The sequence below is a fragment of the Micromonospora sp. NPDC003197 genome, assembly GCF_053590565.1.
The window spans coordinates 66,387-81,259 of sequence record NZ_JBSFTE010000014.1 but is presented as its reverse complement, the minus strand read 5'-3'; the positions used below and the strand labels follow the sequence as shown (position 1 = coordinate 81,259).

Annotated in this window: 16 protein-coding genes; 4 read left to right on the top strand and 12 right to left on the bottom strand. The window is 69.4% G+C overall.

Going from position 1 to position 14,873, the window contains the following annotated elements; translation table 11 throughout:
• Positions 1-16 precede the first annotated feature (16 nt).
• Entirely contained in the window at positions 17-685 is a 669-nt protein-coding gene (locus ACWDV4_RS17545) for an NAD(P)-dependent oxidoreductase (RefSeq protein ID WP_449979833.1), read from the bottom strand.
• A 96-nt stretch (positions 686-781) separates the two neighbouring features.
• Between ACWDV4_RS17545 and ACWDV4_RS17540 the strand changes: the two genes are divergently transcribed.
• Positions 782-1,216 carry a winged helix-turn-helix transcriptional regulator gene (locus ACWDV4_RS17540; RefSeq protein WP_449979830.1) on the top strand — a complete coding sequence of 145 codons (435 nt, stop codon included), beginning with the start codon at positions 782-784 and terminating at the stop codon, positions 1,214-1,216.
• Here ACWDV4_RS17540 and ACWDV4_RS17535 read toward each other — a convergent pair.
• The 7 genes from ACWDV4_RS17535 to ACWDV4_RS17505 form a co-directional block, all read right to left on the bottom strand.
• Positions 1,204-1,767, bottom strand: coding sequence for a hypothetical protein (locus tag ACWDV4_RS17535; RefSeq protein ID WP_449979828.1), 564 nt, complete (start codon positions 1,765-1,767; stop codon positions 1,204-1,206). The genes ACWDV4_RS17540 and ACWDV4_RS17535 overlap by 13 nt on opposite strands.
• Positions 1,768-1,781: 14 nt before the next feature.
• Positions 1,782-3,047: an ABC transporter permease gene (locus ACWDV4_RS17530; RefSeq protein WP_449979826.1), complete on the bottom strand. Its 1,266-nt coding sequence runs from the start codon at positions 3,045-3,047 to the stop codon at positions 1,782-1,784.
• Complete coding sequence (locus tag ACWDV4_RS17525) at positions 3,044-3,871, bottom strand: ABC transporter ATP-binding protein (RefSeq protein ID WP_449979824.1); 828 nt, start codon at positions 3,869-3,871, stop codon at positions 3,044-3,046. Before ACWDV4_RS17525 ends, ACWDV4_RS17530 begins: the two co-directional genes overlap by 4 nt.
• Positions 3,868-5,118, bottom strand: coding sequence for an efflux RND transporter periplasmic adaptor subunit (locus ACWDV4_RS17520; protein ID WP_449979823.1), 1,251 nt, complete (start codon positions 5,116-5,118; stop codon positions 3,868-3,870). The genes ACWDV4_RS17525 and ACWDV4_RS17520 overlap by 4 nt, the downstream gene beginning before the upstream one ends.
• Before the next feature lie 41 nt (positions 5,119-5,159).
• Complete coding sequence (locus ACWDV4_RS17515) at positions 5,160-6,809, bottom strand: sensor histidine kinase (RefSeq protein WP_449979821.1); 1,650 nt, start codon at positions 6,807-6,809, stop codon at positions 5,160-5,162.
• Positions 6,806-7,534, bottom strand: coding sequence for a response regulator transcription factor (locus ACWDV4_RS17510; protein ID WP_449979819.1), 729 nt, complete (start codon positions 7,532-7,534; stop codon positions 6,806-6,808). Before ACWDV4_RS17510 ends, ACWDV4_RS17515 begins: the two co-directional genes overlap by 4 nt.
• Positions 7,535-7,624: 90 nt before the next feature.
• Positions 7,625-8,986 (bottom strand): efflux RND transporter periplasmic adaptor subunit, encoded by a 1,362-nt coding sequence (locus tag ACWDV4_RS17505; protein WP_449979816.1) that lies wholly within the window; start codon positions 8,984-8,986, stop codon positions 7,625-7,627.
• A gap of 176 nt (positions 8,987-9,162) precedes the next feature.
• Here ACWDV4_RS17505 and ACWDV4_RS17500 point away from each other — a divergent pair, with 176 nt between their 5' ends.
• Both ACWDV4_RS17500 and ACWDV4_RS17495 read left to right on the top strand, forming a co-directional pair.
• Positions 9,163-9,858 carry a hypothetical protein gene (locus tag ACWDV4_RS17500; protein ID WP_449979814.1) on the top strand — a complete coding sequence of 232 codons (696 nt, stop codon included), beginning with the start codon at positions 9,163-9,165 and terminating at the stop codon, positions 9,856-9,858.
• A gap of 17 nt (positions 9,859-9,875) precedes the next feature.
• Positions 9,876-10,268, top strand: a complete 393-nt coding sequence (locus ACWDV4_RS17495; protein ID WP_449979812.1) for a VOC family protein — start codon at positions 9,876-9,878, stop codon at positions 10,266-10,268.
• A 94-nt stretch (positions 10,269-10,362) separates the two neighbouring features.
• On the opposite strand, the gene ACWDV4_RS17490 is transcribed toward ACWDV4_RS17495, so the two are convergent.
• The 3 genes from ACWDV4_RS17490 to recO form a co-directional block, all read right to left on the bottom strand.
• The gene (locus ACWDV4_RS17490; RefSeq protein WP_449979809.1) at positions 10,363-10,635 is read right to left on the bottom strand and encodes a hypothetical protein; all 273 of its coding nucleotides are present in this window, start codon (positions 10,633-10,635) and stop codon (positions 10,363-10,365) included.
• 351 nt (positions 10,636-10,986) lie between these two features.
• The gene (locus tag ACWDV4_RS17485; RefSeq protein WP_449979807.1) at positions 10,987-11,847 is read right to left on the bottom strand and encodes an isoprenyl transferase; all 861 of its coding nucleotides are present in this window, start codon (positions 11,845-11,847) and stop codon (positions 10,987-10,989) included.
• Positions 11,848-11,877: 30 nt separating this feature from the next.
• Complete coding sequence (gene recO / locus ACWDV4_RS17480) at positions 11,878-12,708, bottom strand: DNA repair protein RecO (protein WP_449979804.1); 831 nt, start codon at positions 12,706-12,708, stop codon at positions 11,878-11,880.
• Positions 12,709-12,894: 186 nt separating this feature from the next.
• On the opposite strand from recO, the gene ACWDV4_RS17475 reads away from it, so the two are divergent.
• Entirely contained in the window at positions 12,895-13,683 is a 789-nt protein-coding gene (locus ACWDV4_RS17475) for a DUF4097 family beta strand repeat-containing protein (RefSeq protein WP_449979803.1), read from the top strand.
• Here ACWDV4_RS17475 and ACWDV4_RS17470 read toward each other — a convergent pair.
• Complete coding sequence (locus ACWDV4_RS17470; RefSeq protein WP_449979800.1) at positions 13,670-14,869, bottom strand: acyltransferase family protein; 1,200 nt, start codon at positions 14,867-14,869, stop codon at positions 13,670-13,672. The two genes, ACWDV4_RS17475 and ACWDV4_RS17470, sit on opposite strands and share 14 nt — an antisense overlap.
• Positions 14,870-14,873 lie beyond the last annotated feature (4 nt).

The window sequence follows — 14,873 nt, the reverse complement described above, 5'->3', positions numbered from 1 at the left end:
CACCCACACGCATCACTCAGTCGAAGACCGAGACCCGGGTACGGTGATGCCGGGGCGACTCGATCTCGTCGAGCACGGCAACCGCCAGGTCGGCATAGGACAGATGGTCGGTACCGGGCGTCAGGGTCTCGCCGCCGACCCGGTACCGGCCGGTCCGGTGCCCCGCATCCAGCACCGCTGGTGGGGTGAGCATCAACCAGTCGGCTTCGGTCTCCGCCGCCCGCAGTCGTTCCAGACCGGCGGTGTGGGCCAGGGCGAATGGACGAAACTCACGGGGAAACGCCTCCGGGTCGTCCAGCACCAACCGGCCCTGCGCGTCCTGCAAATTGGCGAAGGAACCGATGAAGACGAGCCGACGCTGCCCGGTCTGCCCCACTGCCCCCAGCAGCGCGTCGACACCATCGACAAAGAAATTCTCATCGAGGCGGCCGAGGTCGGCGAGGGCCTCCGGCCCGGACGCCGGGGACACCGCGCTCACCAGGGCCTGATGGTCCCGAGCGATCGCAGACGTCACCGAAACGTCCCGGACGTCACCCGACACGACCGAGACGCCGTCCACGGCGATGTCGGAATACTTGCCCGGGTCCCGTACCACGGCGGTGACCTGGTGTCCTCGACTGCGTGCCTCGGCGGTGATGGCCCGGCCGGCTCGGCCGCCGGCCCCGAAGATGGCGATGCTGCTCATGTTCTCGCTGCTCCCCTACCTACGCGACTCACTGCGCCGGGACGGTAGTTCACGAGCAGCTGGTTACTGCAACGAAACCTGGGCTAGCCTCGGTCCGTGCTGCCGGCGTCGGACCCCGAGATGTTCAATCCGCTGTGTCCGTTCAGTGCGCTGCCGATCCAGATCGGTAGCAAGTGGACCGGCATGATCGTGCTCTGTCTGGAGCAGGGGCCGCGACGGTTCAACGAGATCAGATCCCCGCTGCGTGGCATCACCTCGAAGGTCCTCACCGAGACCCTGCGGGCAATGCAGCGGGACGGTCTGCTCGCGCGGACCGCCTACCCGGAAAATCCGCCGCGCGTCGAGTACCAGCTGACCCCGCTGGGCCGAACGTTGCTGCCCTTGATCGACGCCGCTCGGGCCTGGAGCAAGACGCACCTGCCCGCCCTGCTTGCGGCCCGGCAGGCACACGAAAGCGCTGACAACGCTGACCCCGGCAGCCAGGCATACGGAAGCGCTGACAACGCTCGCCGGCCTGATCACTTCCCCTGACCGGTGACGCTGGTCGCGGTGACGGTGCCGGCCGTACTCGGACCTTCCACAGTGACCGAATCGCCGGCCTTGAGCTCCTTCAGGGTGCCGTCCCGGGCGATCCGGACCGTGGTGTCCGTACCGGTCCGGACCGTGAGCACGGTCCCGTCGGCGGTCTGCACGTAGATGGTCGTGCCGTCCACCAGCTTGACCGTTCCGGTGGTGGTGGTCGTCGTCGTACCGGTGGCTGCTGTCGTCGGCCGGGCCCCGCCCCCGGGTGCGCCACTGGGCTGACCGGCACCACCCGGGAAGCCGCCCTGCCCCGTACCGCCGCGTTGTCCCGGGCCGGTGGCGGTCCGACCGGCCGGGGCAGCCGATTCACCGTACGACTTCTGCACCTGTACGCCGATCATGAAGCCGGCCAGCAGCAGCACGACCGCCCCCAGGCAGAGCGTCCATTTGTTCCACCAGCGCCGGCCGGCCGCAGCGGCGATCTGCGCGGCCAACCCGTCCCCGTCGGGATCACCCTGGACCTCGGGGGCTCGGCGGTCCGGCTCAACTGTTTCCGTCATGTCGTTCCCCGGGATCATTCGTAGCGTAGGGCGTCGATCGGCCGAAGGCGGGCAGCCCGGCTGGCCGGAACGCTGCCGAAGAAGAGCCCGATCGCGACGGAGACACCCAGTGCCAACACGATCGAACTCGGGACGATGACCGGCTTGACGCCGACGATGGTGAACTGGCTGCCAATCAGGGCGGCCGCCACGCCCAGCCCGCCCCCGACCAGGCTCAACATGGTCGCCTCGGCCAGGAACTGGGTGAGGATCACCCGACGCGGCGCGCCCAGTGCCTTGCGGATTCCGATCTCCCGGGTCCGCTCGGTCACCGTGACCAGCATGATGTTGGTGATCCCGATGCCGCCGACCAGCAGGCTGATGCCGGCCACCGCACCGAGTAGCACGGTGAAGGTCTGGGCCGTCTCGGTCTGGGTCTCCAACAGCTGCGCCGCGTTCTGGATCCGGTACGGCGACGAACTCGATCCGCTTCCCGAGCTGCCTCGGCCAGCCGATCCGGTTCCCGATCCGCCCCGGCTTCCCGTGCTCGTCGTGGCGACCTTGAGCCGCTGGTCGAGGATCGTCGCGACCTGCGCCTCGGCAGCGGAGACCTTGGCCGAACTGGCCGCCTCGACGATCACTGAGCTGACTGCGCCGTATCCGGTCAGGGTCTGCTGCACGGCGGTCAACGGTGCGACGACGACGTCGTTGGCGTCCTGGAATCCGGACGAGGAACTCTTCTCCCGCAGTACGCCGACTACGGTGAAGAGCGCGCCGCCAGCGGTCACCTCCTTGCCGATCGGGTCGGTGTCGGGGAACAGTTCCTCGGCGACGGTCTGCCCGATCACCACCACCCGCCGTCCCTGGTCGACGTCGGCCGTGCTGAAGGCCACCCCTCGGCCGACGGGCGCGTTCGTCGCCGCGAAGTACGTCGGGTAGCTGCCCAGGAACTGCTGGACCGAGTGTTCGGTCCCCTGGTACGTGAGGGTCGTCGACGTGGTGACCACCGGGGACACCGACTTCACGTCCGGGGCCAGCACCGGATCCTTCAACGCGTTGGCGATCTCGACGGTGATCGCCGTACTGCTGCTACCGCCACGGGACGTGCTCTGCACGGTGATGGTGTTGCTGCCCAGCGCGGTGATCCGGTCGGTGATCTGCTTGGCCGAGCCGTTGCCCACCGCGACCAGCAGAATCACCGCCCCGACTCCGATCAGGACGCCCAGCATCGTCAACGCCGAGCGCAGCTTGTTGGCGGTCACTCCCCGGACGGCGAACCGCAGGATCTCGAAGAAGCTCACGAAATCCGCTCCCACTGCATCGTCGGCTGCTCCGCCGAGCGGGCCGCGGGCCGCCCGGCCCGGTCCTGGCGTACGTCGGAGGAGATCTGCCCGTCGAAGAGCTTGATCAGGCGCTTTGCCCGCTCCCCCACCTCCGCCTCATGGGTGATCAACACGATGGTCCGGCCGGCCGCGTTCAGGTCGTCGAAGATCGCCAGAACGTCCGCTGTGGACCTGCTGTCCAGGTTTCCGGTGGGTTCGTCGGCCAGCACCAGTGCCGGCTCGGTCACCAGCGCCCGGGCCACCGCCACCCGCTGCTGCTGGCCACCGGAGAGCTGATTGGGCTCGTGGTCGGCCCGGTCCGCCAAGCCGACCAGGTCCAGCGCGGCCAGCGCCCGCCGACGCCGTTCGGCACCCTTCACCCCGGCGTACGCCAGCGGCAGCTCGACGTTGGCCACCGCACTGGTACGGGCGATCAGGTTGAACGACTGGAAGACGAACCCGATCCGCCGGTTCCGGACCAGCGCCAACTGCCGGTCGTTGAGCTGGCTGACGTCCAGCCCGTCCAGGAGGTACTGTCCGCTGCTCGGCACGTCCAGACAGCCGAGGATGTGCATCAGTGTGGACTTGCCGGAACCCGACGATCCCATGATCGCTACGTAGTCACCACGTTCGACGACAGCGGAGACGCCACGCAGCGCGTGCACCGCAGCCTCGCCTTCGCCGTACACCTTGGTGAGCTGGCGGACGTCGAGCACCGGACGTTCGGCGGCGAGCCGGTCGGTAGCGAGCACCGGACGTTCGGCGGCGAGCCGGTCAGCTGGCGGACCGAACGGGGAGGTCATCGCCCACCTCGCGACCCGCCACCGGGCTGCCCGCCGGCCGGGAAGCCACCACCTGCGGGAAGGCCGCCGCCCGGCTGGCTGCCACCACCGGGCTGGCCGCTGGTGCCGCCGCTGGTGCTGGTCGAGGAGGACTTCAGGACCACCTGCTCACCAACCTCCAGACCCGACTTGATCTCCACCGCCTGGTCGCCGATCAGGCCGACCTGCACCGACCGGGTCTCCTGCTGACCGTTCGTCAGCACGGTGACGGTGTGCCGGTTACCGGTCGTGGTGAGTGCCGCCGAGTTGACGTAGACGACGTTCTCCACCTGGCCGACGGTCACCGACACCTGGACGGTCTGGCCGGCCCGGACACCGTCGGGCAGGGTGTCCAGGCTGAACACCACGCCATAGGTGACGACGCTGTTCACGGTGGTGGCGTTCGGGTCGATCGAGACCAGCTTGGCGGTGGCGGTCACCCCGGTGAGCGCGTTCCAGCTCACCGTCGCCGCCTGGTCGACCTTCAGCTTGGTGGCGTCGGCTTCGGCAACCGACGCGGAGATCTCCAGCTTCGTCAGGTCGGCGAGTTGGATGAACCCACTGGAGGAGCCGCTGGACGATCCACTGGAGGATCCACCGCCCTGGCTACCGCCCGAGGAGCCGCCGCCCTGGCTACCACCGCCACTCGACGATCCACCCGAGCTGCTGGATCCACCGCCGGAGGAAGCTCCGATGCTGCCGTTGACCGCGACGACCGTGCCGGCCATGGGGGCCGTCAGCACGGTCCCGGCCACCGCGTCCTCAGCCTCCGTGACCGCCAGCTTGGCGCTGGTCACCTGGGCTTCGGCGGTGCTGGTGTCACCGCCGGCAGACTCCGCCCGGCTGAGCGCCGCCCGGGCTGCGACCAGGTCCGCCTTGGCCGCTTCGAGTTGGCGGTTCGCCGCGGTGGGATCCACCTTGGCCAACACCGCACCCTTGCTGACCAGATCGCCCACCTTGACCCGGATCTCAGTGACCGTGCCGGAGGTGACGAAGGCAGCGCTGGCGGTCGAGGCACTCCGTACGGATCCGGAGGCGGAGACGCTGGCGGTCACCGTCCCCTGCGCCACCGCGATGGTCCGGGCCGCGCCGCTGTCCGCTGCGGAACTCGACTCAGGTCGAACGAATGACAAATAAGCCCACAACCCACCGCCGACGATCGCCAAACCAAGTACGGCGTTGACAATCACCAATGGGCGGCGCGCTGAGAACAGACGTCGAACCCGCATGTACGGCAGCCTGCCCGGTCCGGCTCGGAGCAGACCCCGGGTTACCTCGGAGCCGGCTGGGAACCGCGGAATCCGCCGTCGACCCGGTCGTCCCCGGCGGACGCGCCGCTGTACGGACTCCCAGGCGGCGGGAAGCCGGGCTGGCGCCCGGTCGGCAGCAGGACCCGGAACACCGAACCACGTCCCTCGCCGGTGACGAGTTCGACCCGTCCACCATGGCTCTGCACGATCGCCGCCACGATGGAGAGACCGAGGCCGGAGCCGACGCCGGGGCTACGGGTACGACTCGGGTCGACCCGGTAGAGCCGCTCGAAGATCCGGGCGGCGTGCTCGGCCGGGATGCCCGGGCCGTCGTCCTCGACCTCCAGCACCGCCAGGTCACCGGCACGCTCCGCCCATCCGGGCTGACTATCAGAGAACCATCCGGGCTGGTCACCGGCGACCGCAGCCGGTTTCCTCCGCGCCGCGGTCGCCGGCAACCGGCCCACCCGTACCGTGATGTGGGTCCCCTCCGGCGTGTGCCGCAGCGCGTTGGCGACCAGGTTCGTTGCCACCTGGCGCAGCCGGTGCTCGTCCCCGAGCACGGTGACCGGCTCGAAATCGCCATCGTCGGGGCCGAAGGCCGCCAGCTTGACCGGTCGGTCCGGCACCCGGGCGTACGCGTCCCGGATCGTGTCGGCAGCGATCGCCAGCAGGTCAACCGGGCGATGCCGCATCGGGCGTTGCAGGTCGAGCCGGGCCAGCAACAACAGGTCCTCGACGAGTTCGCCCATTCGGGCCGCCTCGCCCTCGATCCGTCCCATCGTCTCGTCCAGTAGCGGGCCGGGTGGCGCACCACCCCGGCGGTAGAGCTCGGCGAACCCCCGGATCGAGGTGAGCGGCGTACGCAACTCGTGCGAGGCATCCGCGACGAACTGTCGTAGCCGCTGCTCGGAGGCGGTACGCGCGACCATCTCGGCACCGATCCGGTCAAGCATCGTGTTCAACGCGATGCCGAGCCGGCCGGGTTCGGTGTGTGGATCGGTCTCCTCGACCCGGCGGGACAGGTCCCCTGCGGTGATCTCTGCGGAGATCGTCTCCATTCGGGTGAGCGGCCGCAATCCGATCCGCACCATCGACGCCGAGGCGAGGCCGAGCGCCAGCACCACCAACAGCAGCACCGCCGCGTCGATCAGCAACAAGCCGTCCGAGGTGGCGTCGACATCGCGCAGGGAATGCGACAACGCGACCAGCCCGCCGCTGTCGGTACGTTCCACGTACACCCGCCAGTTGCTGTCCCCGTCCTCGGCGGCGACCGTGAACGGGTGTCGTTCGTCGGCCCGCTGGCTCAGCTCGGCGAACCCGCCCAGGCTCGGTGGGGAGAGTTCGTCGGGCCAGGTCGTCTGGGACAGCACGGTGCCATCGGGGTGCAGGAGCAGTACCGCCTGTCCCGGACCGCCACCGGGCGGACGGCTGTTCCGGGGAAGCATCGGCCCGAAGTCCGGGGGCGGAATACTGGTATACGGCCGGATCCCCCGCTGCAACTGCTCGTCGACCCGTTCAACGAGGTACGACCGCAGCAACACCAGCCCGGCGACGTTGGCCGCGATCAACGCGACCGAGGCCAGTGCGACGATCACGACCACCAGCCGCGAACGCAGCGTCCAGTGCCCCCAGCGGCGGGGCAACGGGACACGCAGCCAGCGGGTCATTCGTCGGCCGTTCGCGGTAACCGCAACGCGTAGCCGAATCCGCGTACGGTGTGGATCAGCGGCGGATCCCACCGGTCGATCTTCTTGCGCAGGTAGTAGACGTACGACTCGACGATCCGTCCGTCACCACCGAAGTCGTAACTCCACACCCGGTCCAGGATCTGCGCCTTGCTGACCACCCGCCCAGCGTTGACGAGGAGGTAGCGCAGCAGGTTGAACTCGGTGGGCGACAGTTCGATCAGCCGGCCGCCCCGACGTACCTCGTGGGCGTCCTCGTCCAGTTCCAGGTCGGCGTAACTGAGCACCGCGCTGGCCGGCTCGACCCGGCTGCGCCGCAGGATGGCGCGGATCCGCAGCACCACCTCTTCCAGGCTGAACGGCTTGGTGACGTAGTCGTCGGCCCCGACGGTCAGCCCGGAGATCCGGTCCTCCACCGCGTCCCGGGCGGTGAGGAAGAGCACCGGTACGGACTGCCGGGCCGGTTCGGCCCGTAGTCGTCGCGCCACCTCGAACCCGTCGAGGTCGGGCATCATGACGTCGAGCACCACGAGGTCCGGCTCGAACTCGGCGGCGGCGGCCAGGGCGGCGTGCCCGCCGTACGCGATCCGCACGTCGAAGTCGATCAGTCGCAGGGTCGCCGACAGCAGTGCGCAGATGTTGGGCTCGTCATCCACCACCAGTACCCTGGTCGCCCGCCGGGTCGGCTCGACCGCCTGTTGCCACATCCGCCAGTCCCCTCGCCCTTGTCCCCCGCGCACATCCCTATCGGAACCGGCTGGGAGCCAGCTAGGAACCAGATGTGATTCAGCTGAGCATCACCAACTGGCGACGATCTCGTCGCCTTCGCTCAGGCCGAAGGTGACTTCGAGGTACTGGTCGCCACGCTGGCCGACGGTGACCTGCCGCTGCTCGTCACCGCCGGGGGTACGGACCAGCACGGTTCCGGTAGTCGGGTCGGTGCTGCTAGTCGGATCGGTGCCGGTCCGGACCGCCGAGGACGGCACTCGCAGCACACCCGACACAGACTTGATCTTTACCCGTACGTTGGCGCTCTGTCCCACCAGCACGTCCGTCGGGACCTGGTCGAAGTTGACCAGGACACCGTATCGGACCATCTGGCCACTGACCGTACCGACCGGATCGACCTGGGTGACCCGTGCGGTGAACTCCTCTCCCGGGCGGTCGGCCAGCGTCACGGTCGCGGCCAGCCCGGTAACCAGATGACCGGCATCGGCCTCCGGAAAGCTCGCCGAGACCGCCATACCCCCCACATCCCCCAGGGTGATGAACGCGCTGCTGCTACCCACGGTGCTGCCGACCACGCCCGCCACGGTGAGCACCTTGCCCGAGATCGGTGCGGTGATCGTGGTGCCGGCCAGCGTGTCCTCCGCCTCCGCGAGGGTCAGCTTGGCGGCGGTCACCTTCTGCTGCGCCCGCAGTACGGCATCCGTGCCCCCGCTGCCCGACTGACCGTTACGGCTGGCACAGTTCTGGCCGGTGTCCCCGCCCGGCCGGCTCGACTGATCGGGTTGGGTGGTTCGACTGGGTCGCACCGACGGGCTGGTGGTCGGGCTCGGCGTGACATTGCTCGTCGGGGTGGCCGTGCCGGTGGCGGTCGGAATGGTCGCGATGGCACCGGCCGCGCTCGCCAGGCCAGCACCGCCCGCGCCTACCAGACCAGCACCGGCTGCCAAGCCGCCCCCGGTGCCAACCCCGCTGCCGCCACCGGTACCGCCGCAGTCCTCCCCGCCCGACGGGGACTGACCGTTGGCGCTTTTCCCGGCCTTGACCAGGTCCGCCTCCGCCTCACCGAGCGCCTCCCGCGCGGAGTCCACCCGATCCTGGGCGGTGGTGGCGTCGATGCGCGCCAACACCTGGCCCGAACTCACCTCGTCGCCCGGGCGCACCCGGATCTCGCTGACCTTGCCCGCCGCACGGAACCCGAGGCTACGGGTCTGGGCGGGCTGAAGCACCCCGGTCGTCGCCACCGCCAGCGTGACCTCCCCCCGGTCCACCCGGACGACCGGGTTCGACCCGACCGGCACCGGTTCCGTACGGGTCAGGGCGTACGCGGTCGCCGAGGCCAGCAGCACGACCGCCCCGGCCACCCCCGCCACTATCCATCGCGCCCGCCGATTCCCCGTCAGCCAACGTGGCACACCCAGGCCAATACCCATGGGGGGCGAGTGTGATCGTTCCGCCTCGCAATTCACTCAGCCACACCTCGGAATTTCCTGGGAGCCGATATTCCGAGCTTGTTTCGAGCTTCACCTGATCTGGTCTGGAGGTACCTCGGGTGGCATGGGTCGGTCCCGGGTACGGATCCCGGGGCGACCACTCGAAGGAGGTTCAGGTGGCGGTGCATAACCGGCGTACCCGATGGACGCTGGGCCTGACGGCAGTCTCCGCGCTACTGATCTTCACGGCGGGCTGTGGCGGGTCGGACGACAACGACGGTAAGGACACCGCTGGCGGCGCGGACGGCACCAACAGCCTCGCCGCGTATGTGAAGTGCCTCAAGGAGCAGGGCATCGACGTATCCGACCTGCCCACCGGACGCCCTTCCGGCGGACCGCGCCCCGACGGTACGGCGGGTCGTCCCTCTGGTGGCCCACGTCCCGACGGCTCCGGCGCACCATCCGGCTTTCCTTCCGAGCGGCCCTCTGGTGCCCCGTCCCCGGGAGCTTCCGGCCGACCCGGCGGTGGCGGTCCTGGCGGTGACGGGCCTGGCGGTCCCGGCGGTGGCTTCGGCAACCTGCGCCCCGAGGGGGTCGACGACGCGACCTGGCAGAAGGCGCAGGAGGCCTGTCAATCGGTGCTGCCGACCGGCGGCCCGGGTCGCGGCCAAAACGGCGGCAACGGCCAGAACGGTGGCAACGGGCAGAACGGCAACGGCCAGCCGGGAGCCAACGCCGCCTACGCCAACTGCCTGTCGGATCGGGGCGTACGACTCACCGCCGACCTGAACACGGCGGATCCGACGGTCACCGAAGCGCTGAAGGCGTGTCAGGCGCTCAGCCCAGCACCTACTGCTGCGCCCAGCAACTAGCCATCTAGGCTCACGCGGTGCGAGTCGAACTGTTCACCATCGTCGTGGCCGAGTACGACCCGGCAATCGCGTTCTTCGTCGACGTCCTGGGCTTCGAGTTGGTCGAGGACTCCCCGTCGCTGACGAACGACGGTCGCCCGAAACGGTGGGTCGTCGTCCGACCGCCGGGTGCCGAGACCGGCATCCTGCTGGCCCGTGCCGACGGGGAACGGCAGACCGCAGTCGTGGGTGACCAGGTCGCCGGCCGGGTCGGCTTCTTCCTCCACGTCGACGACTTCGATGCGAGCCATGAACGGATGGTGGCGGCCGACGTCACCTTCGTGACCGCGCCACGGACCGAGCCCTACGGTCGGGTCGCCGTCTTCCTCGACATCGCCGGCAATCGGTGGGACCTGGTCGGCCCCGCCTGATCCTTGACGACCGACCGACCGACGACCGGGGAACAGGGTGCCGGTGGGGCTGGCTGCCACGATCGCGATCGACGTGGCAGCCAGCAGGCCCGACTCAGCTACGCCGGAACGCGTACTGACGGTTCCGACCGATGTTCTGGTTCCGTACCGAGCCGGGGAAACCGCCCCGACCCCGCAGGGATGGACCGGCCTTCGGTACGGCTCGCCCGGTAGTGGGTTCGTCTCCCACACTCGGCAGGTTCACCGATACCAACAGGTCGACCGGTGCCGGCAACTCCAGCTCCGGCAATTGCGGCCTGGGCACACTGATGCTCGCCCCGGCACCGCTGTTCCTGGGGGTCGTCCTGGACTTTCGCTTGGCAGCCATCCGGTGTCTCCTTCTCTGCTGAGACCCACCCGAGGGGGTCTGCTGAGACCCGCCTGAGGGCGGATCGCTGGATAGGGATCTCCCGGGCGTTTCGTCGTATCGAAAGAGTCACCACGCTGGCGCAACCACCAGGTCTGGCGAACAAGAAGATGCGGACGCCCGGGTGCACGACCACCCCGCAGGGGGTCGGCACACACAAAAAGAGGGCGTCAGTTACGCATGTGACCAGGATAGGCCGGCCGGTCCGGGCCCGCATCCGATTATTTCCGCACCGGCTCGGGCCATCAGCAGCGACGACCGCCGACCCGGATCAGGCAGCGCGGTCCGGGCCGTAGCGCAGGCGGACCAGCGTCAGCTCTCCGCCTGCGCCGATCCCGATGCCGACACCGATCCCGACGCCGGGGCTGGGGCGACCGGGTTGGGCAGCGCGCCTCCGAACCGACGGTCGCGCTGGGCGTACAGCTCGCAGGCGTACCAGAGGTGGCGACGGTCGAAGTCCGGCCAGAGGGTGTCCAGATAGACCAGTTCCGCGTACGCGCTCTGCCAGAGCAGGAAGTTGGAGATCCGCTGCTCGCCGGAGGGCCGCAGGAAGAGGTCCACCTCGGGCACCTCCGGGTGATAGAGATACCGCGAGATCATCTTCTCGTTGACCTTCTCCGGGTCGACCTTGCCGGCGGCGACGTCTCGGGCGATCGCGGCGGCGGCGTCGGCGATCTCGGCCTGCCCGCCGTAGTTCACACAGAACTGCAACGTCAGGGTCGAATTACCCCGGGACATCTCCTCCGCGGTCTGCAGCTCGGAGATCACGCTCTTCCACAGCCGACCGGCTCGCCCGGACCAGACCACCCGTACGCCCAGGTCGACCAGTTGGTCGCGGCGGCGACGGATGACGTCCCGGTTGAAGCCCATGAGGAAGCGCACCTCCTCCGGCGAGCGCCGCCAGTTCTCCGTGGAGAAGGCGTACGCCGACAGGTAGGGGATGCCCAGTTCGATCGCGCCCTCAACCGTGTCGAAGAGGGAGAACTCCCCTGCCTCGTGTCCCTTGGTCCGGGGCAGGCCGCGCTGCTTGGCCCAGCGTCCATTGCCGTCCATGACCACGGCGACGTGCCGGGGCTTGGCATCGGCGGGCAGCGCCGGTGGCCGGGCACCGGACGGGTGCGGCGTGGGTGGCGTCGGCTGTCGCCGGCTACCGCCGACCAACGATCGGATCATGTCGCTTTCCCCTCGCGTGGACTGACACCGTCACTGCGCCCCTGGTCCGGGAACCGGACGGTGGCCGGCGGACCGATCGGTCGTCGGTATGGGTGGTCCGTCCCGATCGACCAGCGGCAGGGAGCGTAACGCGCGCTCCAGATGCCATTGCAGGTGCGCCGCCACCAGTCCGCTGCACTCCCGCCGGTTGCCCTGCTCGGCCGCGTCGGCGATCCGCCAGTCACCGGTGGTCAGGGCGGACATCAGGTCGATGGTGGCCGGTGCCGGGTGGGCCGCACCGGGTGGCCGGCAGTCCGGGCAGACACACCCCCCGGCCGGTACGGAGAACGCCCGGTGCCGTCCCGGCGTACCGCAGACGGCACAGTCGACCAGGGCCGGGGCCCAGCCGGCCAACGCCATGCCGCGCAGCAGGTACGCGTCGAGCACCAGGGTGCTGGCGTGGCTGCCGTCGGCGAGCGACCGCAGTGCGCCCAGGGTGAGCTGGAAGAGCCGCAGGGACGGTTCCCGTTCGACCGGGGTGAGCCGCTCGGCGGTCTCGGCGATGGCACTGGCCGCCGTGTACCGGGGGTAGTCGCCCAGAAACCGCTTGCCGTAGAGGTCGATGCCCTCGACCTGGCTGACCGTGTGCAGGGAGCTGCCGACGTTGCCCTGCGGATCGCCAGCGAGTTGCAGGTCGACGTGGCCGAACGGCTCCAACCGGGCCCCGAACCGCGAGCTGGTACGGCGTACCCCCCGGGCGACGGCCCGGAGCCGGCCGTGCCGGCGGGTCAGCAGAGTGATGATCCGGTCGGATTCGCCGAGCTTCTGTACACGGAGCACCACCGCGTCGTCGCGGTATAGCTGTCGGCGGTACCCGGGCATCCGCCTATTCTCTCCCGCCGCCCGATCAGCGGCCGCACCCCGGTCCCCGGGTGTCCGCCCCGGTCCCGATGACCGCCCCCGGTTCCTCGGATGTCCGTCCCCGAGGTGTTCTCAGGGTTCCCCCAGGGTTCAGCGCGGGACAGTCCCTGATGCGCCCGGTAGCACAGCACCCGTACCGTTCCGGACATGGCTTTCCGAATCGCGACGACGACCGCCACCGTGGGCGCGTTCGCCCTCATCGCCCTTTCCGGTTGCAACACCCTGGCGGAGAGCCGACTCGACTTCGACAACACCGAGAACGTCAAGGTTACGCAGATCACCCTCCTCGGCGATGGCTCCGGCGATCTCGTGGTGCACACCGGCGCGGTCTCTAATGTGCAGATCAAGCGGGTGGTGCGCTATCGCGGCGGCGAGCCGCGGAACACCGGGGCCTACCGCCTCGACGGCACCGAGTTGACCCTGGACGCGGACTGTGGTCGACAGTGCAGCGTGTCGTACGACATCCTCGCCCCCGAGGGGGTCGCGGTCCGGGGTGAGTCCGGGTCCGGCGAGGTGTCCCTTACCCGGGTAGGCACGGTCGACATCAAGGTCGGCTCCGGTGGGGTCGACATCGACGGGGCCACCGGCCCGGTACGGGCCGAAACCGGCTCGGGCGGCATCGAACTCACCAGCATCAATGGGGCGGTGACCGCTCGTACGGGCTCGGGTAAGATCACCGGACGGAGACTCAGCGGCGGGAAGGTCGACGTCGAGACCGGGTCCGGCGCCATCTCGGTGACAGTGGAAACGGTCACATCGGTACGGGCGTCCACCGCCAGCGGCGACGTCGAGTTGACCGTGCCGGCCGGAAGTTACCAGGTGACCGTCGACACCGGCTCGGGCGGCAAGGACGTCCAGGTGCCGCACGACCCCAGCGCCACCGAGCAACTCGACGTGGAGACCGGTAGCGGGGACGTAACGATCAAGCAGCGCTGACCCGCCGGTCCGCGGCAGCGAAGTTCTGGTCCGCGTCGGCGAAGTTCCGGTCATCGGCGGCACTCCGGTCGGCGGGCATCCGTTGGGTAGAACTCCTCCGCTCAGCCGAGGCGGTCGAGGCAGCCGAAACGGACGGGTGGCCAGCGGTGGTCCGGACCGGCCGGTCAGTTGTCCGGACCGGACCACCGGGCAGCAGCTCCGGGGGTCGACGGGCGGCGATGTCCTCCACCCAGCCGAACAACGCCACTGCCACGGTGACCAGCAGCGCCACGATGATGAGGCGCACGCCGGTCCCGGTGGCGCTGGCCGGATTCCAGCCGGCCCACACCACGAGGGCGGTCAGACCGATGACGATCGGCATGTGCCAGAGATAGATGGTCAGCGCCCGTCGGTTGAGCAGGGTCATCGCCTGACTGAGCCAACCGATGCGGTCCGTCCAGGCGGCGGTGAGTGGGGCGAGACCAAGTAGGAGCAGGATGAACCCGGCCGACCAGAGCGCGTTACCGAGCCGGATGTCGTTGATGTCGTAACCGCGTGGGCCGGGATGGGTGAGGATCCAGGCCGCCCCCAGCGCCGTCAGGGTGCCGGCGAGCGAGAGCAGCATCCGGCGGGAAAGCCGGCGCAGCATCCCGCTGTGGTGGGCGAAGCCGAGGAGCCAGGCCCCGAAGTAGAGCCCGAAGTCGCGCAGCACCAGTGGCGCGGTCGGGAACCCGAACTCCACCACGAGCAGCAACACGTACGGTGCCAGCAGGGTGGGCAGTGGGTAGCGGCGGAACAACCACCAGGCCACCGGCGAGAGCAGGACGAACCAGAGACAGTCGCGCAGATACCAGATGGCACTCAGGGCCAGCGCGCCCCACCCGTTGGTCGGCGGATCGGCCAGCGGCACCACCCACAGCAGCAGTCGCCATGTCAGCGGCAGTCCGGTCAGCAGCATGGCCGGTACGAAGAGCGCGGCGAGCAGCCAGAGCGACGGCAGGAGGCGGCGTAGTCGGCGGCCTAACGCGACCAGCCCGGACCGGTTCAGGGAGGCGGCCATCAACGATCCGGCGATGGCGAACATCACCGACATGGCGGGAAACACCAGGGTGAGAACGGCCCAGCCGGTGGTGTGGTAGACGACTACGCGGACGATCGCCAGCGCGCGGAGCAGATCCAGGTACCGGTTCCGGTTCCGGTTCTGCATCAAC

Bases quoted from the DNA above. Each gene is read 5' to 3' on its own strand.
- ACWDV4_RS17545 (WP_449979833.1), bottom strand. From the start codon at position 685: ATGAGCAGCATCGCCATCTTCGGGGCCGGCGGCCGAGCCGGCCGGGCC.
- ACWDV4_RS17535 (WP_449979828.1), bottom strand. From the start codon at position 1,767: ATGACGGAAACAGTTGAGCCGGACCGCCGAGCCCCCGAGGTCCAGGGT.
- ACWDV4_RS17525 (WP_449979824.1), bottom strand. From the start codon at position 3,871: ATGACCTCCCCGTTCGGTCCGCCAGCTGACCGGCTCGCCGCCGAACGT.
- ACWDV4_RS17520 (WP_449979823.1), bottom strand. From the start codon at position 5,118: ATGCGGGTTCGACGTCTGTTCTCAGCGCGCCGCCCATTGGTGATTGTC.
- ACWDV4_RS17515 (WP_449979821.1), bottom strand. From the start codon at position 6,809: ATGACCCGCTGGCTGCGTGTCCCGTTGCCCCGCCGCTGGGGGCACTGG.
- ACWDV4_RS17510 (WP_449979819.1), bottom strand. From the start codon at position 7,534: ATGTGGCAACAGGCGGTCGAGCCGACCCGGCGGGCGACCAGGGTACTG.
- ACWDV4_RS17505 (WP_449979816.1), bottom strand. From the start codon at position 8,986: ATGGGTATTGGCCTGGGTGTGCCACGTTGGCTGACGGGGAATCGGCGG.
- ACWDV4_RS17490 (WP_449979809.1), bottom strand. From the start codon at position 10,635: ATGGCTGCCAAGCGAAAGTCCAGGACGACCCCCAGGAACAGCGGTGCC.
- ACWDV4_RS17485 (WP_449979807.1), bottom strand. From the start codon at position 11,847: ATGATCCGATCGTTGGTCGGCGGTAGCCGGCGACAGCCGACGCCACCC.
- recO (WP_449979804.1), bottom strand. From the start codon at position 12,708: ATGCCCGGGTACCGCCGACAGCTATACCGCGACGACGCGGTGGTGCTC.
- ACWDV4_RS17475 (WP_449979803.1), top strand. From the start codon at position 12,895: ATGGCTTTCCGAATCGCGACGACGACCGCCACCGTGGGCGCGTTCGCC.
- ACWDV4_RS17470 (WP_449979800.1), bottom strand. From the start codon at position 14,869: ATGCAGAACCGGAACCGGAACCGGTACCTGGATCTGCTCCGCGCGCTG.